General features: G+C 59.8%; 19 protein-coding genes. 14 read left to right on the forward strand and 5 right to left on the reverse strand.

Features of this window, described 5'->3' with window-relative positions:
- Positions 1-10 precede the first annotated feature (10 nt).
- Positions 11-982, reverse strand: coding sequence for a CobW family GTP-binding protein (locus P6U30_RS27530; protein WP_407165991.1), 972 nt, complete (start codon positions 980-982; stop codon positions 11-13).
- Positions 983-1,471: 489 nt separating this feature from the next.
- Between P6U30_RS27530 and P6U30_RS27535 the strand changes: the two genes are divergently transcribed.
- The 6 genes from P6U30_RS27535 (at position 1,472) to P6U30_RS27560 (ending at position 8,311) form a co-directional block, all read left to right on the forward strand.
- Positions 1,472-1,858, forward strand: a complete 387-nt coding sequence (locus P6U30_RS27535) for a DUF2946 family protein (RefSeq protein WP_407165992.1) — start codon at positions 1,472-1,474, stop codon at positions 1,856-1,858.
- Positions 1,859-1,977: 119 nt separating this feature from the next.
- Positions 1,978-5,295: a TonB-dependent receptor domain-containing protein gene (locus P6U30_RS27540; protein ID WP_407165993.1), complete on the forward strand. Its 3,318-nt coding sequence runs from the start codon at positions 1,978-1,980 to the stop codon at positions 5,293-5,295.
- Between the two features lie 74 nt (positions 5,296-5,369).
- A complete protein-coding gene (gene exbB, locus P6U30_RS27545; RefSeq protein ID WP_407165994.1) occupies positions 5,370-6,179 on the forward strand; it encodes a tonB-system energizer ExbB in 810 nt (269 codons plus the stop codon).
- A 5-nt stretch (positions 6,180-6,184) separates the two neighbouring features.
- Complete coding sequence (gene exbD, locus P6U30_RS27550; RefSeq protein WP_407165995.1) at positions 6,185-6,619, forward strand: TonB system transport protein ExbD; 435 nt, start codon at positions 6,185-6,187, stop codon at positions 6,617-6,619.
- Positions 6,616-7,338: a TonB family protein gene (locus P6U30_RS27555; RefSeq protein WP_407165996.1), complete on the forward strand. Its 723-nt coding sequence runs from the start codon at positions 6,616-6,618 to the stop codon at positions 7,336-7,338. The genes exbD and P6U30_RS27555 overlap by 4 nt, the downstream gene beginning before the upstream one ends.
- A 739-nt stretch (positions 7,339-8,077) precedes the next feature.
- Positions 8,078-8,311: a hypothetical protein gene (locus P6U30_RS27560; RefSeq protein ID WP_407170675.1), complete on the forward strand. Its 234-nt coding sequence runs from the start codon at positions 8,078-8,080 to the stop codon at positions 8,309-8,311.
- A gap of 116 nt (positions 8,312-8,427) precedes the next feature.
- On the opposite strand, the gene P6U30_RS27565 is transcribed toward P6U30_RS27560, so the two are convergent.
- The 3 genes from P6U30_RS27565 to P6U30_RS27575 form a co-directional block, all read right to left on the reverse strand.
- Positions 8,428-8,955 carry an Hsp20/alpha crystallin family protein gene (locus P6U30_RS27565; RefSeq protein ID WP_407165997.1) on the reverse strand — a complete coding sequence of 176 codons (528 nt, stop codon included), beginning with the start codon at positions 8,953-8,955 and terminating at the stop codon, positions 8,428-8,430.
- Positions 8,956-9,172: 217 nt separating this feature from the next.
- Positions 9,173-9,325, reverse strand: a complete 153-nt coding sequence (locus tag P6U30_RS27570; RefSeq protein WP_407165998.1) for a hypothetical protein — start codon at positions 9,323-9,325, stop codon at positions 9,173-9,175.
- A 264-nt stretch (positions 9,326-9,589) separates the two neighbouring features.
- Complete coding sequence (locus tag P6U30_RS27575; protein WP_407165999.1) at positions 9,590-9,889, reverse strand: hypothetical protein; 300 nt, start codon at positions 9,887-9,889, stop codon at positions 9,590-9,592.
- A gap of 568 nt (positions 9,890-10,457) precedes the next feature.
- Between P6U30_RS27575 and P6U30_RS27580 the strand changes: the two genes are divergently transcribed.
- From P6U30_RS27580 to P6U30_RS27595, 4 genes are all read left to right on the forward strand, one after another.
- On the forward strand, positions 10,458-12,092 hold the full coding sequence (locus tag P6U30_RS27580; protein WP_407166000.1) for a hypothetical protein: 1,635 nt from the start codon (positions 10,458-10,460) through the stop codon (positions 12,090-12,092).
- A 69-nt stretch (positions 12,093-12,161) separates the two neighbouring features.
- On the forward strand, positions 12,162-12,632 hold the full coding sequence (locus P6U30_RS27585) for an FMN-binding protein (protein WP_407166001.1): 471 nt from the start codon (positions 12,162-12,164) through the stop codon (positions 12,630-12,632).
- Positions 12,613-13,524, forward strand: coding sequence for an FAD:protein FMN transferase (locus P6U30_RS27590; RefSeq protein ID WP_407166002.1), 912 nt, complete (start codon positions 12,613-12,615; stop codon positions 13,522-13,524). The genes P6U30_RS27585 and P6U30_RS27590 overlap by 20 nt, the downstream gene beginning before the upstream one ends.
- A 37-nt stretch (positions 13,525-13,561) precedes the next feature.
- The gene (locus P6U30_RS27595) at positions 13,562-13,933 is read left to right on the forward strand and encodes a hypothetical protein (protein WP_407166003.1); all 372 of its coding nucleotides are present in this window, start codon (positions 13,562-13,564) and stop codon (positions 13,931-13,933) included.
- A gap of 1,051 nt (positions 13,934-14,984) precedes the next feature.
- Here P6U30_RS27595 and P6U30_RS27600 read toward each other — a convergent pair.
- On the reverse strand, positions 14,985-15,203 hold the full coding sequence (locus tag P6U30_RS27600; protein ID WP_407166004.1) for a Flp family type IVb pilin: 219 nt from the start codon (positions 15,201-15,203) through the stop codon (positions 14,985-14,987).
- A 1,678-nt stretch (positions 15,204-16,881) separates the two neighbouring features.
- Between P6U30_RS27600 and P6U30_RS27605 the strand changes: the two genes are divergently transcribed.
- From P6U30_RS27605 to P6U30_RS27620, 4 genes are all read left to right on the forward strand, one after another.
- On the forward strand, positions 16,882-18,192 hold the full coding sequence (locus P6U30_RS27605; protein WP_407166005.1) for a TadE/TadG family type IV pilus assembly protein: 1,311 nt from the start codon (positions 16,882-16,884) through the stop codon (positions 18,190-18,192).
- A gap of 47 nt (positions 18,193-18,239) precedes the next feature.
- Entirely contained in the window at positions 18,240-18,755 is a 516-nt protein-coding gene (locus P6U30_RS27610) for a TadE/TadG family type IV pilus assembly protein (protein ID WP_407166006.1), read from the forward strand.
- 2 nt (positions 18,756-18,757) lie between these two features.
- Positions 18,758-19,135, forward strand: coding sequence for a TadE/TadG family type IV pilus assembly protein (locus P6U30_RS27615; RefSeq protein WP_407166007.1), 378 nt, complete (start codon positions 18,758-18,760; stop codon positions 19,133-19,135).
- A 614-nt stretch (positions 19,136-19,749) separates the two neighbouring features.
- Positions 19,750-21,375 (forward strand): glycosyltransferase family 39 protein, encoded by a 1,626-nt coding sequence (locus P6U30_RS27620; protein ID WP_407166008.1) that lies wholly within the window; start codon positions 19,750-19,752, stop codon positions 21,373-21,375.
- Positions 21,376-21,544: the final 169 nt, after the last annotated feature.

Raw genomic sequence — 21,544 nt, forward strand, 5'->3', positions numbered from 1 at the left:
TCGCTCCCCTTTAGGCGCAGCACGCCTCAAAGCCTTGCCTTAGCAGTTCCTTTGGCAGGTCGCGCCCGATGAAAACGAGCCGTGTCTGGCGCGCCTCCTGGTCCTTCCAGGGACGCCGACTTCCGCCTTCAATGAGCATGTGCACGCTCTGAACGACAAATTGCCGATCGTCATCCTCGATCGATGCGATGCCCTTCATGCGAAGGATGTCCGGACCAAAGCGCTGTGTGACATCCTGAATCCAGGACACGAACCTGCCGGGCTTCATCGGTCGATCGGCGACCAGGGACAGGCTGCCGATCCCGTCGTCGTGTTCGTGCTCGTGTTCTTCGGTGAGGAATCCGGGCTCGACTTCGAGGATGCGCTCGAGATTGAAGGCGTCTTGCCCCAGTATCTGGGCGAGATCGATAGCACAGCGCTCCGTTCTGTGAATCTTTGCATATGGGTTGATGTTTCGGATACGACGTTCGATTATTGCGAGCCCGTCCGCATCGAGAAGATCAACCTTGTTGACGAGAACGACGTCGGCGAACGCGAGTTGCTCCTGCGCTTCCGGTGCGCGGTCGATCTGTTCAAGGAGATGCCTGGCGTCCGCGACAGTGATGATGGCGTCGAGCTTCGTCTTGCGGCGGACGTCCTCGTCGACAAAGAACGTTTGCGCCACCGGCACCGGATCTGCGAGCCCTGTCGTCTCGACGACAATGCCGTCGAAGGCTCGGCTGCGCCGCATCAGCCCTGCGATGATCCGGATGAGGTCGCCGCGGACCGTGCAGCAAATACAACCGTTGTTCATTTCGAAAATCTCTTCGTCGGCGTCGACGATGAGATCGTTGTCGATACCGACCTCTCCGAACTCGTTTACGATCACGGCATACCGCCTGCCGTGCGCCTCGGAGAGGATGCGGTTGAGCAGCGTCGTCTTCCCGGAGCCGAGATAACCGGTCAGAACGGTGACGGGAAGCCGGGGTGCAGCATCGGGCATGGGGCCATTTTCCTTTCGCGCTTCGCGGGCAGAACGCACAGCAACATGATGCGAAACGCCGCCGCGAAACGCATTGCAATGTTATAACATTACATGTATTGGAAAGAGACGCAAAGGGAAAGACCTTGGCTTGGCAGTAACCGTTCTGGAGGCTGAGAGCAGACACGCGGATCGAACAGAACTTCGCCAAGATCAAGCGATGGATGCGCTCCGCGCTAGAAGCGCACGGTCGACGACATTTGCCGCCATATCGGCGGCCTCATCACAACCATCCAGTCCAACGAATGCAGTAACGACTTCGAAAACGCGGGACATGCTTCTATCAAAACGTGAAACGCTCCAGGCGGCCGTGGAGACGATCATCAGGGCCCCGTCGAATAACCCGGGTATTCGCCGGACGGCTGGTCGATCTCGAACGCGAGGCCAATTTTCGTCCCTTTGATGTTAGGACAAGCTTGGATAAGATTAGCTCGAGCGAGCGAAGGGCAATTGCTTTTTCAGATGCGCTGGTTTCGGAAACACATCAGGCGTAGTTCATGGCTTGCGCTGACAGCGCTTGTCATCAACCTTGCGCTGGCTTTTGGACACGTTCACGGTCTCAGCGCGAAGGCACCCGACCAGACCAGTGTTCTGGTTGCCGCGATAGCTGGCGCCGATGGTGATCAGAATCATCACCAACCGTCAGACAGCCATCCCGACTATCTCTGTCCGATCTGCATGGCCACAGCTGTCATGGGCAACGGCGTAGCGCCAACTCCGCCAGCGCTGCACGTGGAATTTGCCGAGGCAATGATCGATCATCCGGTGGATCATTTCCGCTTCGTGCTGCAGCCGCCGCGAGCTGCGTTTGAATCACGCGGACCTCCGATTTCCTGACATCGCTTCGATCCGCCGCTGTGCCGCGCCATGGGCGCGCCGCAAGTCAGGGCCGAAGCTCCTTCCGTACCACGACGCTTTTGCGTCGCGGGCAGGCGTTCAGTCAGGAAACATTTTTCATGGGCTCTCCGTTTCTCCTTCGTACCTTCCGCGGCATTTTGCTGTCGGCATCGTCGCTCACGCTCGTGGTGGCATCGGGTGCAGCCGCGCTCGCCCAAGCCCCCACAGGCCCGGCCCCGCAGGGAACGACCTCGACGCCGGAGCCGAGTGCCTCCCCGTCCGCCCAGCCTTCGCCGCAGCCGTCACCGGCCAATTCGCCGACCCCGCAATCCACGCCGGCCGTGCAGGCCGCGCCTCCGGGCGCCAACGTCCTGCCCGAGACCCGGGTCGCGGCGCCGGCCGAGCGGCGGCGGCCGCAAACGCCCCCGCCACGGCAGGTTGTGCGCAATCCGCCGTCGACAGCGGCGCCCGTGCCAAGCGCGGAGCAGGCCCAGGCTGCGGCGAATCGCCAGGTCGTCCAGCAGACCCAGAATTTCGACCAGCGGCGCGACAACGTCATCATGCCCAAGGTTGGCACGACAAACTATCAACTTAGCCAGAGGGATATCGAGAGCCTGCCGCAGGGCAATGCCGCCCAGCTCAGCGATATCGTGCTGCAATTTCCGGGCGTCTATCAAGATTCGACGAGCTCTGGCGATTTTCACGTTCGCAACGAGCACGCCAACGTTCAGTACCGGATCAACGGGATTCTGTTGCCCGATGGCGTGTCCGGCTTCTCGCAGCTTCTGGAGACGTCTTTCATCGGCAGCATAGGGCTGCTCACTGGCGCGCTGCCGGCGCAATATGGCCTGCGCACGGCCGGCGTCCTCGACATCACGACCAAGAGCGGAGCGGCGCTGTCCGGCGGCAGCGTCAGCATTTACGGCGGCAGCCGGCAGACCATCACGCCCAGCTTCGAATATGGCGGGGTCGAGGGCAAAACCGACTATTACGTCACCGGCCGCTATTTGAGCACCGGGCTCGGCCTTGAGAATCCCATCGCTACCCTCAACGCCATTCACGATCATTCCGAACAGGGTCGGTTCTTCGCCTATACATCCACGGTGCTCGACGATCCGACGACGCGGGTGGTCACGATTTCAGGGTTCGGCGAGACCCGCTACCAGATTCCGAACAATCCCGGGCAGGCGGGCAACGCGGGCGGCTTCTGCGGTGGACCGTTCGACCCGGCAAACCCCTGCCTCAACCCGGATGGGACCCCCAACCCAAATGCGCCCGCCTATACGGCGTTCGGCAAGAGCGCGTTCGATTCGGCCACCATCAATCAAAATCAATATGAGAAGAACGCCTACAACGTCATTGCCTGGCAGAAATCCGAAGGCAATTTCGATGCGCAGCTCGCCTATTATTCGCGTTACAGCGATCTTCATTTTGTTCCCGACCCGGTGGGCGATCTCTTCATTAACAACGTCGCATCCGATGTGTACCGCAGCTCGTTTCTCAACGGCATCTCAGGCGATTTCTCGTACCGCGTGAACGATGCGCACACGGTTCGGGCCGGCTTCTACACCAACGGCGAGCAGTCCAGCATCGCAACCGTAAGCACCGTTGAGCCGCTCGACCCGGCCGATCCGAGCGGCCTGACCGCGATCGACAGACCCTTCAACATTCTCGACAGCAGCAAATTATTTGGCTGGCAGCTTGGGGCTTATGCCCAGGACGAGTGGCGGCTGACCCAACAACTCACGCTCAATTACGGTCTGCGGTTCGATCAGATCTATCAATACGTCGACGCCAACCAATTCAGTCCGCGCGCAAGCCTCACTTACAAGCCATGGTGGTCGACCGTCCTGCACGTCGGCTACATGCGAACGTTCGAACCGCCCCAACAGGTGCTTGGCCGAACGATTCCAACGCAGATCTTCAACGGCACCACCGCCGGGACTCCGACAATCACCCCCGATCAGGCGGCCGTGCTGCCCGGCCAAGTGGCAGGCCAGCCTCTCCAGAATGTCGGCGCGATCCAACCCGAGCGTGCGAACGTGTACGACGCCGGTTTCACGCAGCAACTGCTGCCGCAATGTCCGACGACCTCAAGCTCAATACCCGGCAAAGCACCTGCCCCAGCAGCAAATTGTCCGAGCCTCGAGATTGGCGGCAGCATCTACTACAAGACCGCCAGGGATCTGCTTGATGATGGGCAGTTCGGCCAAGCCTATGTGCTGACCGCGTTCAACTACGACAGAGCCGAGAATTACGGCGCCGAATTGAAACTTAGGTTCAGGTACGGCGGCTTCTCCGCTGACACCAGTTGGGCCTGGGGCGTCCAGCACGCACACACCGTTGTTTCAAACCAGACCCTGTTTTCTCCGGACGACCTGGTCTACATCCAGAACCACTGGATCCACACCGACCATGATCAAACCTATACGGGTTCGGGAAGGGTCGCATACCGTTGGACCGACACCAGCACCTGGTTGGACGGCACCACCGCGAGTGCAAGTTTTATCTATGGCAGCGGCTTGCGTACCAGCCCAGATGGGGTGGTGTGCCCGAACTGCGACCACCTGCCATCCTATTGGCAGGTCAATACCGGCGTATCGCATGAGTTCGCCAATGGCTGGAACGGACTGCCGGTAACGGTGCGGTTCGACGTGGTCAACGTGACCGACTACATCTACCAGATCCGCAACGGCAGCGGCATCGGAGTGTTCGCGTCTCAATACGGACCGCGGCGCGGATACTATTTTGGCATATCGCAAAAGCTCGGGGCTCCGGAGAAAACTGCGGGTGTCTTGCCAGCCTTCTACAGCAAGGCTCCAGCCACGATAGCTTACCATTGGGCCGGACCCTATATCGGCGCAAATTTCGGCGGCGCGTTCAGCGCGGGCGAGCACGTACTCACGCCGATCGGCACCGACAGGACCAATCCGGCGGGAGCGCTCGGTGGCTTGCAGGCCGGCTACAATCTTCTCGTTGCGCCGAACTGGCTGCTCGGGATCGAAGGCGAACTCGCCTGGACGTCAGCTCAGGGTAAAGCCAATTTCGTCGATCCCACCGGCACGGCATCGCTCTCGGTCACCAGCGACCACAACTGGTATGACACCCTCACCGGCAGGTTCGGTTATGTCACCGGGCCGCTGATGCTTTATGCGAAGGGCGGCGCCGCGTGGATGAATGCCGATTATCGCATGGAGGTGAACAGCGGGCTCGACGGTGTCTCCTTGACCAACACCACCCGGCCCGGATGGATCGCTGGCGGCGGCCTAGAATACATGCTGGGATCACACTGGTCGGCGAAGCTCGAGTACGACCATCTCGCCTTCGGCAGCAAAGACCTGGATTTCGTCAATCCGTTCGGCACCAGCGTGACCGTCAAGACCGAGGTCAACCAAGTCAAAGCCGGCGTGAATTATCACCTTGAGGGATTGCTTTAGCGACTGGTTAGCGCGCGAGCAGGCCCACAGGTATGGGGCACAAGTGGGGGCCGATTGAGACGAGAAAGAACGAGATGAAAGCTAGCGAAAAAAAGCCTCAGCGCAGAATTTGGCTCCGGCTGCTGCCGAGTGGCCTCATTCTTGCGGCCCTCGCGATCCACTTGCAGCCTGCGTTCGCCCAAGTTCCGGATTCCCTGTTGCCGCGCAATTTGTCGCCGTGGGGAATGTTCCTCAACGCCGATATCGTCGTGAAGGCCGTCATGATCGGGCTCGCCTTCGCCTCGCTCGTGACCTGGACGGTCTGGCTTGCCAAGACCATCGAGCTGCGCGTCGGCAGGGGTCATGCGCTGCGGCGGGTGAGGATGCTGGAGCAAGGTGGCAGCCTCACGGAGGCGGCCCATGAATGCAATGGCGACCGCGATGCTGTCGCGCAGCTGATCCTCTCGACGGCGCGCGAGGCGGAACTGTCCGACGGTATCGTTGACGACGGCTTCAAGGAGCGTGTCGCGCTTCGGCTGGAACGTGTGGAAGCAGCGATGACGCGAGAGATTTCGCGCGGCATTGGCATTCTTGCCACCATCGGCGCGACCGCCCCCTTTGTCGGCCTGTTCGGCACGGTTTGGGGCATCATGAACTCTTTCATCGGCATTTCGGAATCCCATACCACGAACCTGGCGGTGGTTGCGCCCGGCATTGCCGAGGCGCTGCTCGCCACCGCGCTCGGGCTTGTGGCCGCCATCCCGGCGGTCGTGATCTACAACCACCTGGCTCGCGTGATCGCCGGCTATCGCGCGCTCCTGAGTGACGCCTCAGCGCAGCTCCTACTTATGATCAGCCGCGGCCAGCGCAGCCGCGATGTGGTCCTGCCACGCGCTGCGGAGTGACCGCCATGGCTGTCCGTCTCGGTTCACGTTCGAACGGCGATGAACTCGAAATCCAGCATGAGATCAACGTCACGCCCTTCATTGACGTGATCCTGGTGCTGCTCATCATCTTCATGGTCGCCGCGCCGCTTGCGACCGTCGACATCGGCGTGAACCTTCCCGCGAGCACGGCACCCGAGCAGCCTCGCCCGGACAAGCCGGTTTTCGTCACGATCAAACCGGACCAGACCATTGCCGTCGGCGAAACCGTTGTGGCGCGCGAAACCCTCGCGAGTGCGCTGGATAGCGCCACCAACAACCACAAGGACGAAACCATCTTCGTCCGCGCCGACAAGTCGCTGAGCTATGGCGAGCTGATGGAGGTGATGAATACCTTGCGCGACGGCGGCTATCTCAAGCTCGCCCTGGTCGGGCTGGAAGCGCCGGCGGCGAAGCCATGAACGCCCGCGCGCTGCATCTGCCTGACAATCGCGGCGTATCACGTTGGACGCTGGCGGCGCTGGCAATCCTGCTGGCGCATGCCGCGATCATGGCCGCCATTGCACTGTGGTATTCCCGCAGACCCGTCGAGCCCAACATCATTCCTGCGATCAGCGTCACGCTCGCCCCAGTCGAAGCCAGTTCGCCTGAAATTCAGAACCAGGACATCGCGGTCGGCCCGACCATGCAACAGGCCGACGAGACGCCGAAGGAGCAGCCCAAGCAGGAGCAGCCCGTCGAGAAGGTCGAACAGCCACCACCGCCACAAGCACAGGCCGAGGTCACCCTGCCGCAAGAGACGCCCAAGCAAATCGAGGAGCCAAAGCCGCAGGTACAGCCGCCCGCGCCCGAGACACGCGCGCCGCCGAAGACCGAGCATGTCGGCCAGTTCTCACAGGCGAGCGCGAAGGCCTATAACGCGCTGGTGTTCGGTCATCTGCAGCGCTTCAAACGTTACCCGGCGGCAGCGCATGGTGCCGCGGGAACAACGGTGCTGCGGTTCGACCTGAATCGTGCGGGCGAAGTGATCGCAAGCGAAATATCCAAGTCGTCAGGCAATACAGTGCTCGACCGGGAGGCGCTCGAACTGCTTCATCGCGCCAGTCCCTTCCCGCCCTTCCCGGTCGAGAAGCCCGGGGCGCGCGATAGCTATCTCGCGCCGGTCGCTTTCGCGCGCTGACGCCTTCGGCGGGGCTCGTCGTTTCGTCGGGATGAGGATTGTCGATGCCGAGGCCGGGAGATCTCAGGGAGCAATAGACTGCTATCAGAGTAGTAGACCAGCCCATTTGCCTCGGTCGGATTGTTAACGCCACCCACAGAGGAGTGCCGAATGACAATGCGAACCTCGTTGTTGGCGCCTTTACTTCGTCGACCGTTAAGAAGCCGGATTGAGCTGAGCTGGACAGTTGAGCGTGCGCCAGAGCGAGACCAACAATAGGCGCTGAAGCTGATGGCCTTCGGTTGCACTGTGGAATTCCTCCTACGCAAATCGCACAATGGGTTCGTTGGTCCCAACTGCGGAGGATGGGCTCCCTTTTAGCTCCGCGCGGTGCTGCTCAACAATTTCGCGAGCATCTGCCTGATGGGTAATTTCGCAAGCCGCCTTACCAGCCCCCCCGAAGACGTCACGCGCAAAGATACCAACTGCGAAGATGCCGAACGCACCCCAAGCCATTCTCATCGTTGGCCTTTCTGTTTGTATTGAGCCGGCTCGGTATGACTTACGCTATCTGAGTATCGGCACAAACGGACCGCGAGGCTCCTACCAGAATTGGTAGGCGTCTCAGATGATCCTGCTCGCTCAGCGTGCTGATGGCCCCACAACGTCTTGCACTTAGGTCAACTACCGAGCCAGGTCGTTGAATGGGTGGATGGACGCTGGCAGTCATGCCCGATGAACTGTCGGGGAGTCGACTGGCATGAAGAACGTCCTGCTAGCCACAGTAGCTCTCATCGCGCTGACCGCTCCGGCCTTAGCCGCAGACCTCGCCCCGCGCCCGTATTACACCAAAGCCGCCAAAGAGCCCCCGATCATCGTTCCGTTCTTTGATTGGACCGGCTTCTACGTCGGCATCAATGGCGGCGGCTGTAAATCAGCGCCTCGTTTGACCCCCGATCGGCGCCCAACCTTGACCCCATTCCGCAGCACCTAACTGGCTGAGGTCGTGTCTGAAAAGGTCGTGTAGCTGGGGTCAAGGTTGGACGCCGAAAGGGGTCAATATTCGGAGCCGAAGCACAGCTCCAGGCCTGCGCGAGCTGATTCAACCTCTCACGCTGCCGCCTTAACCTCGATCTTCTTGGCCGGCTTCTGCGCTTCCGCGGTCTTCGGCAGCGTCACTTTCAGCACGCCGTTCTTGAACGTTGCTTCGATCTTGTCGGTGTCGACGCCGTCGGGCAGATAGAGACAACGCTCGAACGAGCCGTAGCGACGTTCGGAGAGGTAGTAGTCCTTCGACTTCTCTTCCTTCTCCTCCTTCTTCTCGCCCTTGATGGTGATCCCGCTGTTGGCGAGGCTCACCTCGATATTCTTCTCGTCCATTCCAGGCATCTCGGCCGTGATCTCGTAAGCCATGTCGCTTTCGGCGACGTCGACGGCCGGAGTGGCGGCGACTTTCCTCGGCCATGCTCGGTCGAATGCTGCGAGCGAACGAATCGGCCGCCGCCAAGAATCCTCGCTGAAGTCTTCGAACAAGCGATCGACTTCCTGTCTGAGCGTTTCGAACGGACACCATACCTCGCCAGCAAACGCGGCTTCGCTGGTCTTCTTCGTAACGGGTAGTTTGGTTTCGTTTGGCATGATCAACTCTCCATTTTGACGCTGGGAGTTGCTCTTTTAGCCCTCGCGCGGAGTGCCGCTTTGATCTTACTCAACATGAAGCCGGCCCAGGCTAACGGCCGGCGGTGACGCGTCCGCAGAGCATTATTGTGCGGACGCGGCCCTTTGTCGCCCCATTTGTTGTGGCAACGAGACTATAGTATTGTCCGTATCGTACAGATACGACACGCAACTTCTGTCAGGTGTCCTCACGACTAACCGGAATGCCGTTCTCGGCAATGCCGGCACCATCATTTCTTTTCGGGTCGGCGCCGACGTTCCTGCGCATCTTGCCCGCGAATCTCAGCCGCGATTCGCTGCTGCTGATCTTCTCCAGCTTGAGAACCCTCACGTGTATCTCAAGCTTATGATCGGCGGCATGTCGACCGTGCCATTCAGCGCGGTGACGATGTCGCGGGTGAGGTCCGCCATTTTTTCCATCAATGAGAATTAATCTCTGCTCACAGCCGAGCGCCCCCAGCTCGTACGCTTCGCACTAAAGTGACGCGCTACTGATACAATAGATGTTAAACGGCCCGCTTGATGTATCGCGCAGAGAACAAACTCTTGTACCTGAAATTGCGACAGAGGCATTTTACGAAGCCCTACGGGGCTCCTACCCGAACTCGGCCGCCGGCTTCAAAAGGCGCGGCGGCCCCTTGTTTGGCTGGCCTAAACAGCGACTACGATCTCTTGCTCTCTTGAGCTGACCTGTCAGCGGACCATCACGAAACTGCGCCATGTCTGCCGCGCGCCGATCCAGCCTGACGCGACCGATCCTGGGAAGATCAAGAGGCTGAAGGCCGACGACTTCGCCTTGTTCTTCGTCCGGGAGTTGCTCGGCTTCGGCACGAAGACCCGAATCGGTGTCTGGCCCGATCTCATTGCCGCCGATGAGGCAGAGGTCGCAATCCATCTCAAGCTCGAAGAAATCGCCAAGCGGCTACCCGCGCCGCCGGGATAACTGAGACTTCGAATATGAATTGTAGCTCGCCCTGGTCGATTTCCGCCCGAAGGACTCAAAGAGACGAAATGCCGCCACGGCTCTTCATTGCGACGATCATTGACTGATCGCCCGTAAGCGGCTGAATGCGGATATCGACGAAGCCCGCTTCCTTCATCCAACCGATAGCTCCCCCCGCCAACGCACAAACTGCCGCGGCGGCATCTAGGATAGTCCCGCAGCAGGTTGCTAAGAACTCCTCATACGACAGACGATTTCAAATCCGGGTTTGATACCGCTTCTCAGAGAGTCCGTTTTTTTGCCCTGATAAGCGACTTCGCCGCTTTTGCCGAGCGTCCGCGCGAAATCCACGAACTCTGCCGGGCCTCGGCATGTTTTTCTTATTCTAATTCCAAAGTGGAGAACTTCTAACCGCTGTCTAGCTCTTAGACTGCCAGACACGTATCGAAAAACTTCTCTGTGGTGTTAGGTGCGCCCGATTGTCGCGGGTCTCTGTTCCGCGGCTCGAAAGGGAGCGGGCATGCTGTCGCGGCATTACACGGACTTGGACGCAACGAAATTCAGACCGGGCCTTAGCTCGAGGCGCGCGGCGCTGCTCGCGGCGACCGCGCTGTCGATCTTCAGCAGCAATGGTGCTTTTGCGGCTGAAGATCGCACGAATGAGGCATTGCTGAAAAAGCTCGACAAGATGGAGCAGCGTATCCAGGCGCTCGAAGCCGAGTTGAAGGAGAGCCGCTCGCAAGCCGACGCCAAGTCCCCATCGCGTCCGGCTTCGGTTCGGAGCGCCAATGCGACAGCGGCATCCACTGATGCAAAGGAGGCGACGGACGCAAGGCAGGAAACGAAGGGGGGCAAGGGCAAGGGCGAAGCCCAATCCGCAACGACGCCGGCCAAGCCGATGCTGAATCTGCCGCCGCTGCCAGCGACAGGGGACAAGCCCATTCTCGGGCTGGCGGACTCGCCTGTCCCTGGTCTGAGCATAGGCGCCTATGGCGAAGTCAAGTTTGGTGCCGTGCAAAACCCTGCCGCCAACGGCCAATGGCAGAACGGCTTCGATGCGGCACGCTTCATCCTGCTGCCGACCTACGCGATCACGCCGAACATCATCTTCAATGCGGAGATCGAGTTCGAGCACGCGGGTTCGGGCTTTGACAATGACGACAAGCTGCACGGCACCGCCGAGATCGAGCAGCTCTGGGTCGATTTCAAGATTCTCGATCAGTTCAACTGGCGCGCGCCCGGTATCGATCTCGTGCCGATCGGCTACATCAACCAGCACCACGAGCCGACGCAGTTCTACAGCGTGAACCGGCCCGAACTATACAATGGTCTCATTCCATCGACCTGGAAGGTACCCGCAAGCAGCGTCTATGGGACCATCAGCGAAGACCTGAAGTATCAGGTGATGGTCAGCACCAGCAACGAGGACTTCGGCGACTCCTTCGATAACCGTACCGAGGCCAAGACCGTCCCGCTTCCCGGAACGCCCTACGCCGCAGGCATCGATGGCCTGAACGCGCTCGCGTTCTCCAGGCCTCCGCTTGGCGACTTCCAACAACTCAACAATGCGGTGGCCGTCTCCGGACGGCTCGACGTCACGCCGACGTTCCTGCCCGGCTTCGCCGGGAGCGTAAGCGCCTACTTCTCGCCGAATACAACGCCGCGCGGCGCGCATGATGATTTCGGCAATTTCCTCGGCCGCTCGAGCCTGGCGATGTTCGACGCCGAGTTCCGCTATCGCGTCCCCGACACCGGCCTCGAGCTGCGCGGCGAATATGTCCGCGCGCAATTCGATCATCCCGAGAACCTGCGCGCCAACAACGATTCAGATCCCACCAACAACGTCGGCAAGACGATGTACGGCTACTCCGGCGAGGTCGCCTATCACGTGCCACTCGGTACCATCCTGAACAGCGAGTGGGAGGCGGTGCCGTTCTATCGCTATACCTACCAGAACCTGCAGACCAGTGGCTTTGCCGGCACGGATGCAAATCTGCCGACCGGTGCCGGTCAGCGACAGTTCCATACCGCCGGCTTCGCACTGTTCCCGTCGCCGAAGGTCGTGCTGAAGGCGACCTATCAGCACGTCATCGACAAGAGTATCACCGGCGCGATGTCGGATTCGTTCCTCGGCGGCGTCGGCTTCTTCTTCTGAGATCAGCGCGGCGCGTCGCAACGACGCGCCGCCCCGGCAAGACGTCAAACAACAGGAGTCGCGTGAAAGATGACGTGGGTTCGATATACGTTGCCGGCGGTGGCGCTCGTGTCGGTTGCTTCGCCCGCCTATGCCGTTCAGTACCTGTCGATCGCGGAGGCGCAGAAGCAGGCGTTTCCGTCAGCGACGCAGTTCACCGAAGTTCAGGCGGGACGCGTCTGGAAGGCTGAAGCCGGTGGCAAGGTCGCGGGCTTCTTCATCTTCGACCGGGTCATCGGCAAGCACCTGTTCATCGACTATGCGGTGGCGCTGACACCAGGCGGGGCAGTGCATAAAGTCGAAATCCTGGAATACCGGGAATCCTATGGCGGTGAGATCAGAAGTCCGAGCTGGCTGGCGCAATTCGTCGGCAAGAGCAGCGGCAGCGCATTGAAGATCAACGGCGACATCCGGAATATCTCCGGCGCGACGCTGTCGTCGACACATGTCACCGAGGGCGTGAAGAGGATCCTGGCCGCCTATGCCAATCGCCTCCGATAGCCTTCGCCGCGCGCGGCCGCTGCTCGGCACCTTTGTCGAGATCGAGGTCGCAGCTGCCGCCGGGCCCGAAACGGATGCCGCGATTGACGCCGCATTCGATGCCGTTGCCGAGGTTCATCGGTTGATGAGCTTCCATGAGTACGACAGTGACGTCAGCCGGCTCAATCGAGACGCCGGCGTGCGCGCGACGCGGGTTCACGCCTGGACGTTCCAGGTCCTGGAGGCGGCGGTCGAGATGCATCGGCGCTCCGGGGGCGTTTTCGACGTCACCGTCGCGCCGGAGTTGCAGGCCGTGGGTCTGCTGCCTGGACTGGATGGCGATCCGGTCATCATGCCGGAACGGCGCGTCACCGATGCGATCGAGCTTTCGCCTGAACAAACGGTGCGCTTCCGGTCACCGGCGATCACGATCGATCTCGGTGGGATCGCCAAGGGCTTTGCAGTCGATCGTGCCGTCGAGGTGTTGCGTGGCTTCGATATTTCGGGCGGGCTGGTCAATGCCGGCGGCGATCTTCGGGCGTTCGGACAGGGGCCGCGCACGATCCACCTGCGCGATCCCCGCGACCCGCTCCGCTTGCTGGCCCGCATCGAGCTGACCGATGAGGCGCTGGCATCGACGGCGCGTCGATTTGACCTGATCGACGATGCAGCTCCGGGTGTATCGGCAATCATCGATCCCTCTACCGGCAAGCCGACGGGTGCCGTTGCCGGCGCTACGGTCCGAGCGCCGTCATGCATGATCGCCGATGCGCTCACGAAGGTCGTCATGATCTCCGGGACCGGCGCCGGCGATCTGCTCGCGCATTGCGGAGCGAGTGCCTTGTTGATCTCGGTCGATGGGGAGGTGCAGGTCACGTCCGACTGGCCTCAGGCGGTGCACCTTGCCGCTTAAGCGCTCATTCCGCTATTCCGTTTACGCGGCGTTCGCGGTGCTGCTGCTGACGGGTGCTGGCTGGCTCGTAGCGGATTGGCAAAAGAACATCGCCGGCGACGAGATCTGGCAGCAGGCCGCGGCCACGATGCTGATGGTGCATGGCGGAGCCGCCATGCTGGCGTTGTTGCTGTTGGGCGCGCTGATTCCAGTGCACCTGCTGCGCGCCTGGCGGAGCCGGAAGAATCGCATTTCCGGATCGATCATGGCGGCATTCAATGCCGTCCTGATCGTGACCGCCTTTGGGCTGTACTATCTTGGATCGGAGGAGGTGCGGCCCTGGATCAGCTGGATCCATCTCACGGCGGGATTTGCTCTCTCCCTGATGCTTCCGCTCCACATCTGGCTCGGTCGACGGGAGTTTTGGTGAACCGTGGTGTTATTCGGTTTGCTATATGGCTCTGACGCCATTTTTGTGCAGCTCCGATTAATCTGCTCCGATTAGTCTCGGATGGTATACGCGCCAGACGTCGCTCGCCGATGCCGAATTGATTGAGTCCTGGAAACCGTTCAAGAAGACCGATGTCTTCTGGCGAAGGATGACGACTGACCTGCGGTTGGGTTGGGTTGACCGACCACAATCCCGACACTGGTCTGGGTGCCAGCCTTGCCCAAATTGAGAGATGAAGAGAAAGGCGAGATCGATGCCGAGTTATCTCGGCATCCTCCGGTAGGCACTCTCAAGACCATGCTATTGGAGCCATTCCGAAATCGCTGCTGCACGACAAGCCCGTGCTGCTGGCGAACTGTCGCCACCAGATAATGCCAGCGCCGCAAGCGCGCGACGTCGCCATCGAGCAAGAACACTGTTCATGGCGTTGGGTGGTAGCTGGCCGACCAATTGTCCAACCAGCGACTGGCGCGCCTGCGTGTTTGACGAAGCGAAACCAGCCAGGACGTCACCAACTCCTGAGCGATCTCTGAGGGACGTATTGTGGAATTCTATATGACGAAGCGAATATCACTGATCGGTGCATCAGGACTCCTGGCCGCCACTCTTGTCATGAGCCCTTAGTTCGGCACCGAACAGTCCGGAGAGCTCTACTGCAATTACCGCAAGCCGAGGCCGACGGCCGATGCTCCTTATTATGATTGGACCGACTTCTACGTCGGCCTTAACGGCGGCGGCGGCTGAGGCCGATGCGCTCGGATGACTTCATGGGCAGTCTTCACAACGTGAAGGCAAGAACCAGCAGGCCCGAGCAAAGCAGCACGAGGCCGGCCGCGGTCGGTGCCAAGAAGCTGCCGGAGACAACGTCACGAATGCGCATGAAACCACCATCGATCGCGTCGCAGAAGACAGAGCAACCAGGACGATCAGTCGCGTGATCCCTCAATTCCTCATGCACCGTCGCATTCTTACTCGGTCACCTCATCGCTCCGAGGAACCAGCGAGGGTCTTCTCGAAAATATGTCGCCCATCAGTGCGGTTCACGCGCGAGATTCAACTCATCAAGCTGATCGGTCGACACGTTGGATGACGGTAATGAACTGTAAGCCACGTTCCGGCCGGCACCAAGACCATTCAGCGCCAAGACAAGAGGAACGGCAATCGCGGCAGCGACCAGGCCGCACTCAATGAAGGTCGCCCCCCTCTTGTCCCGCCACAAACGCAGAAGAGGAGATGACTTCATTGCCATGCCCTTTTTCCCACACGACGTGCAGGCACTTGTGCAGGACGACTCCTCGTCAACGCTTCGCGGGATGTGGATCACTCGGTCTGAGCTGGGCCGCGCAGCCTGCCCTTTGCCAAGATGCCGAGCAAGTGACCGCCACTTACGATGCGCGCGTTCGTCTCTCGTAGAGTACGATCGATCCCATACCGCCGCGCTGTTTCCATCTGGTCAACGCACAAGGTGCTGATATGACCATCAGCTGAATTGAGACTCTAGGAAAGCAATAGGTCGGTACGTAATGTACCGAACGCGCCTTGAATCGCTGCCCGTAACGCTCTCACTTTCATCCGTATCCATCCGGACCGAGACGCGGACTGATTGATTTGCTGGCGCCGTCTCCTTTCATCAAATTTGGACAGTCGACTTCGGGTATATTCTACTCTTTGCAGGTTTATAGACCCTCGCTGCCCCGTGCTGCTCTCGGGACAGCCTTTGCCTGCGGCGGCCCTGTCGTGTTCTCGGCGCGGCGGGGCCGTTTGCCTGGATGCTCGCGGCGCCTTCATTGCTGAGAGCAAGCTGCTTTTGGCACATTCGACGGCGGCCCGCTCATCTCGGCCAACAAAGCGACAAGACCCGCAAAGACGCAGTCCCAGTTGCGTCTCGTTCTTGACTCTCATGCAACCAGTATGGCTCCAATAGCAGAACTGGCGGGGGTGATCATGTACATTAAGAATGCGCCTCAAAGTGACAGGAACGAGAAGATCGCAGAGCGGCGTACACGCAACGGGAACGACCGCCCCTGGACCGCGGTTGAAAGGCACAAACTGCGAGGATTGATTGACCGACGACTACCGGCAAGCGCGATCGCGCGCACTCTCCGGCGACCGTTGGCTTCGATCACAGATATGGCGACCAATCTAGGTTTGCTCTTGAACGACGAGTAGGCGGCCGTCTCTAGACGATAACAAGGCAATCGCAAGACAAACGAGCCACCGAACACCTGTTGCCTTCAATTGCGCAGCTCGAACTCCCTCTCCGGCTTCATCGCGCAGCACGTGCCCCATCTTCCCGACGGCACGCGTCGCTTCTTCGCTGACCCCGTCCCTCACACTGAAACGGTCGATTAGCATGCACGGGCGGCTTGGTTCGTCCGTCAGTCTTTTGCTGCGGTTATGGACTCGGGCGACGCATACGCGCTTCAGACACGCTTCTAACAGCAGCGTGTCTTTTGCTTCAGGGACTACTACTCGGCCGATCCGATTTGGCGCACACGGTATGTTGACAGATTGCTTTCGCTTTCGGCGGACAAGCTCTGTACGAAGCGGACCAAGATGTGCGCATTCTGCAACGTTTGATCTAATCGTTCCGTCGCAGCACTCAAGACTGTCGATGTTTTTCCGCAATCTACATCGACGTTTAAGGTATCCGGCGCAGACCATCGCTTGTTCAATCCATCCAGTTTTAATGCGGGTGTAGCGATGAGCCGTTGGGACAGCTGCCGCAGTCGGGCGCTGAAATCGTTCGCATATTGCAACCTATTCTTTCTCGCGCTGCTGACACGGCGGCACAAGCGCCGATTCCAACACCCCGCGCGCAATCCGTCAGGCCACTACGTGATCGCGGTTGCGTTGCTGATGCCAGTACTTGTCGGAAACGGGCCGGCGCGGCAGCTGTGTGATTACCCCCGGTGTGGATGCTTGGAATGATTCGTTCAGTTCGCATACTTATGCGCCGCTTCCAGCGAGATGAGCGCGGCACAGTCGCCATCATTATGGGGGTACTGCTCGTCCCGTTGATTGGGGCGATTGGTATCGGATTTGAAGTTTCCAACTGGTACCGCGTGACGCGAGCTATGCAGAACGCAGCCGATGCTGCGGTTGTCGCAGCGGCGACCAACGGCGGGGCCACCTACAGCGCGGAAGCTGCGGCCGTCGCCGCGCAATATGGATTTGTCAACGGGGTAAGCAACGTAACGATTACAAGTTCGAATTCTGCCCCGTGTCCGGGCGGCGGCAACAATTGCTACAGCGTGTCAATTTCGGGGTATGTCCCGCTTCTTCTATCTGAAATTGTCGGCTTTGCCGGCGACGCCAAGATCAATGGTCTTGCCGCAAAGCGGTTGGCAGCGTCGTCGGTTGCCACCGCCGGTGGCATGCAGTCGTCGTTCTGCCTCCTCGCGCTCGGGCCGCCCGGCATCCGAACGAATGGTGCGCCCAAGGCGAACATGCAGTGCAATGTCATGTCCAATACCGGGGCGACCTGCAATGGCCACAACCTGGGTGCTCCCATCGGAGCCGCGCACACCACAAACAACGGCTGTGGCGTCAATCAATACTCCAACGTTCCAGCCGCAGTTGACCCCTATGCCGCTTTGGCGAGCAACATTCCTCCCAATCCCTGCGGTTCCTATCCTCAGGAGCCCAGCAAGAAGGGCGCTCCGCTACCGAACAACAATTTGTGGTCCGGCACTCAGTCGCTGAGCGGCAACGTCTTCGTTTGCGGCGACCTCCAGCTGACTGGCGATGTCTCGGTCAACGCTCCGGCCGGAGCAGTTCTCGTCATCGAAAACGGTCAGTTGGATACCAATGGCTACACCTTCAAGACGACCAACGGGTCGGGACTTACGATCATTTTCTCCGGCACCAACTCCGGATCCTATACCCACGCCCCCACGGGGGGAGGAACGATCGATGTCGCTGCGCCAACTTCAGGAACGTGGTCGGGCATCGCGATCTATCAAGACCCAAACCTGACGAGCGGTGTGAATATTTCCGCGGCCGGCAATAGCCCAACATGGGATATCACGGGCCTAGTCTATCTGCCGAACGCAAGCGTGACGTTCAGCGGCGCAGTCAACAAGGCCGGGTATGGGCAATCCTGCTTTGTATTGGTCGTCAACGACATCACGATAAACGGCACGGGTATGATCTTGCCGAACGGCCAATGCATTCCGGCGGGGTTGTTGAACATGCCGACAACGACCCTTCCGGGACGAGGGATCCTGGTCGCGTGAAGTACAGTGCGACAACCTGGATCGCAGTACCCTGCAGGCTCCTTGGAGTGGCTCGAACGTTCGGGTCCGATCTGCAAGGTGTCGCGGCGATCGAATTTGCCGTCTTTGCGCTCTTTCTGCTTCTGGCCATCGTCAACGTCACGGACGTTTCGATGTACATTTATCAGCGAATGGAAGCGGAAAATGCAACGCAGGGCGCAGCCCTAGCAGCGTGGAAGACCTGCGGTCCGAACCAGCTGCCGGCCACGACAAATTGTCCGGGGCTCTCGAACGCAATACAGAATGCCCTCGGGGGCACCTCGCTGGGGACGCGCGTTTCGCTGGTCTCCGGCTCGCCATCCGAGGGATACTACTGCGTCAACTCATCGAGCGCGCTGCAATACATGAGTGGCGTCTCGTCCAAGCCATCCGATTGCTCTGCAGCCGGATCGCCAGGCGTGCAGCCGGGTGATTACCTCCAGATCACGACGAGATTCGGTTACGTGCCATTGTTCCCCGGTCTCAGTATCGCGAGCACATTCGCGACGCCCATCAACACGACAACAATGATGCGATTGAGTTGACCATGCGGAACTTAGTCAAATCACTGCGCGCCAGCGAAGCGGGCACGACGGTGGTGGAATTTGCGATTGTCGCGCCCGTCTTTGTTGCCTTGCTTGTCGGCGCGTTGACGCTCTGCCTTGGTCTGTTTCTGATTGGCAGTCTGCATTACGCCGTGGAAGAGGCCGCCCGCTGCGCATCGGTCAAGACGACAGTCTGTGCTGACCCGGCAACGACCATTGCATATGCGCGAAACCACTACTACGGACCAGATCTTTCGCCCAGTTTCGCCTATGCCATCGCAGAATGCGGCAAATCCGTAAGCGCGGCGGTGAGCTATTCGATGAACATCGGCTTCAAGACGTTCGTGATACCGATGTCCGCGACCGCCTGCTTCCCGTGACGGTCCTCGCGCGGGAAGCAGCAGCTTGAGGTCGGACCAGTCGTTGCTATTTGCCATCATCACTCGTAGTCCTCACTCACATTGATGCCAGCGACGCAGAGGATGTTGTCCAAGGACCGCAAACAGTGGATCGCGGGATGGGGCGCGAACCGTACCGTTATGTTGCTGCCAGCACACGCCCGCGAACTGCTGAGGCGCATTGGTTCGATTTGTACGAACTTTGCGCGCCGGTAGGAGCGCTCCCGCTTTATCCATGACGAACCGATACGTTGCTCACTCCCCGACTTTAACCCCGCTTCGGCGGGGCGTTTTTTGTACCAATACGCCGCCCCTTGCGTGGATCGGCTTGCGCCCTCACCAAGTCCGCGGTTTGCGATTGGGGTCGGCCATCGCGATGGCCCCGACCCTCCGTTCCGATTTGAAGCCGGCCAGTTCAACCCGGACGGCATACGGACGTGAATGCAAACATCCGCAGACGCGTATTCGGCACTTTCCCAGAGGCTCAGCAACTCAGGCATTGGCAGTCATCTTGATCGGTGGGCACTGTCAATGTGCTGAATGCGTCGAGTTAGCGGTCTATACGAGGCTTCAATAATGGGCGAGCGGGAGGCCCCTTGTTCGATTTCACATTTTCAGAACTTGCCAAACGCTCCGACCAAAATCCGGCGCGCTGGCGGCGGCCCCTAATAGCGTGGCTGAATGGTGTGGAGTCGGATTGGGCCGTACCACTGATGCTGCTCTGCTTCGTCACGATCTGGACGACCTACCTGATCGTTGCCTACATCGGTTCGGATCTCCATCCGGACGTACTTGAAACCTGGACACTTGGCCGTCACTTCGAGTGGGGTAACCCAAAGCATCCGCCGCTGATGGGTTGGATCGCAAGAGCGTGGACGACTATCTTCCCCGTAAGCGATTGGTCGATGCAACTGATGGCCATGGTCAACGCGGCCGTGGGGTTGTGGGCCGTTGATCTGATCTCCAGGCAGTTCGCGACCGGCCACAAAAGAGTGCTGGTCCTGCTTTTGCTGATGCTGACCCCGACCTATCAGTTTCATGCCCAACGGTTCAACGCGAATTCCGTATTGCTCTCGCTATGGCCGTTGGCCACGTATTGCTTTCTGCGTTCTATCCAAACAAGAGCTGTGATCTGGGCTGCCTCCGCGGGCGTCACCGCGGCGCTGGCCATGCTCGGAAAATATTACTCGATCTTTCTGGTGGCGGCCTTTTGCAGTGCGGCGATCGCGCACCCTTCGCGGCGCGCTTACTTCTGCTCGGTGGCGCCCTACGTTTCTATTGCCGCAGCTTCCCTTGCGTTGGCGCCCCACGTCTACTGGCTTGCCAACCATGGCGCGCCGACATTCGAACACGCCATGGCTCACGCGGGATTCGACCTGGGCACGGTCTTGCACGACGTGCTTAACTTTCTGGCCGGGCTCGCAGCCGCGCTGAGCGTCGCAGCCGTAACCTGGCTCATGATTGCAGGTCGGCGTCTGGATCGTATGGCTGCGGACTTCAAAGGGGCCGATCCCGGACTGAAGCTTTTGCTCGTCGTCCTGGTTACCACAATTGTTCTTCCCATCCTGACCTCGCTCACCCTTCGGACGGATCTGCCGTCGCTTTGGGCACTACAGGGCATATTTCCTCTAGCGGTCCTGGTGGTCTGTACGACGAGTTATCCAATCGAAACGTTCTACACCGTCAACGCGACTGTGCTGACTGCCGGGATAGCGGTGGTGGCGGCCACGGTTGCAGCCCCCATCCACGCAGTTTATCGCAACCACTATGGCTACGAGGAAGGTCGAAACTTATATCGTCAGGCCGCTCTTGAACTAACTCATCAGTGGCATGAATTAAGCGACGTGCCGCTCCCTCGTATTAGCGGAGATGATTCCCTCGCCTTTGCCGCAGCGTTTTACAGTCCAGACCATCCTTTCTATTCACGACCGTTCGTGTACTGGAAGGTGCCACGAAAAACGACCATGGAACGCGGCTGGGCGGCGCTCTGCTTCGCGGATCAAATTGACTGCGTGAATTGGATGGCCACGGCGGGAGCACGGTCCGAATATTCTGTTCGGCACGAATTCACGGTCCAGGCGAATTTGCTGGGTGTCCCGGGTATCAGACGAAGCGTCGTTTCCTTGATGGTGCCCGCGCGAGAGCCGCCACGGGTTGACGCCCCGGAATGTGACGATGCGCCGAACGCTAGCATCGCAATACAGGGCAACAGCCTGCGGTAGGTGGAGCAGCCTCGTGGGCATGTGGATGACTTCCGACATTGCCTCTGCTGTGCGCCTTCAGGGCCGAATGTGAGGTCCGGCGGACGCGGCGAAGTCGGCTCGTCGGATTAGGTCAGATACAACCGCTCGACCTTTCGAACGGCGCCTTTTGACCTGACAAGACTGACGG

Origin of the sequence: Bradyrhizobium sp. ORS 111 (assembly GCF_045571485.1) — a bacterium.
Lineage (GTDB): Bacteria > Pseudomonadota > Alphaproteobacteria > Rhizobiales > Xanthobacteraceae > Bradyrhizobium.

Coding starts and splice junctions, on each gene's coding strand:
- P6U30_RS27540 (WP_407165993.1), top strand. CDS start 1,978: ATGGGCTCTCCGTTTCTCCTTCGTACCTTCCGCGGCATTTTGCTGTCG.
- P6U30_RS27555 (WP_407165996.1), top strand. CDS start 6,616: ATGAACGCCCGCGCGCTGCATCTGCCTGACAATCGCGGCGTATCACGT.
- P6U30_RS27530 (WP_407165991.1), bottom strand. CDS start 982: ATGCCCGATGCTGCACCCCGGCTTCCCGTCACCGTTCTGACCGGTTAT.
- P6U30_RS27585 (WP_407166001.1), top strand. CDS start 12,162: ATGACGTGGGTTCGATATACGTTGCCGGCGGTGGCGCTCGTGTCGGTT.
- P6U30_RS27600 (WP_407166004.1), bottom strand. CDS start 15,203: ATGGCAATGAAGTCATCTCCTCTTCTGCGTTTGTGGCGGGACAAGAGG.
- P6U30_RS27560 (WP_407170675.1), top strand. CDS start 8,078: ATGAAGAACGTCCTGCTAGCCACAGTAGCTCTCATCGCGCTGACCGCT.
- exbD (WP_407165995.1), top strand. CDS start 6,185: ATGGCTGTCCGTCTCGGTTCACGTTCGAACGGCGATGAACTCGAAATC.
- P6U30_RS27580 (WP_407166000.1), top strand. CDS start 10,458: ATGCTGTCGCGGCATTACACGGACTTGGACGCAACGAAATTCAGACCG.
- P6U30_RS27605 (WP_407166005.1), top strand. CDS start 16,882: ATGATTCGTTCAGTTCGCATACTTATGCGCCGCTTCCAGCGAGATGAG.
- P6U30_RS27590 (WP_407166002.1), top strand. CDS start 12,613: ATGCCAATCGCCTCCGATAGCCTTCGCCGCGCGCGGCCGCTGCTCGGC.
- P6U30_RS27615 (WP_407166007.1), top strand. CDS start 18,758: ATGCGGAACTTAGTCAAATCACTGCGCGCCAGCGAAGCGGGCACGACG.
- P6U30_RS27565 (WP_407165997.1), bottom strand. CDS start 8,955: ATGCCAAACGAAACCAAACTACCCGTTACGAAGAAGACCAGCGAAGCC.
- exbB (WP_407165994.1), top strand. CDS start 5,370: ATGAAAGCTAGCGAAAAAAAGCCTCAGCGCAGAATTTGGCTCCGGCTG.
- P6U30_RS27575 (WP_407165999.1), bottom strand. CDS start 9,889: ATGGATTGCGACCTCTGCCTCATCGGCGGCAATGAGATCGGGCCAGAC.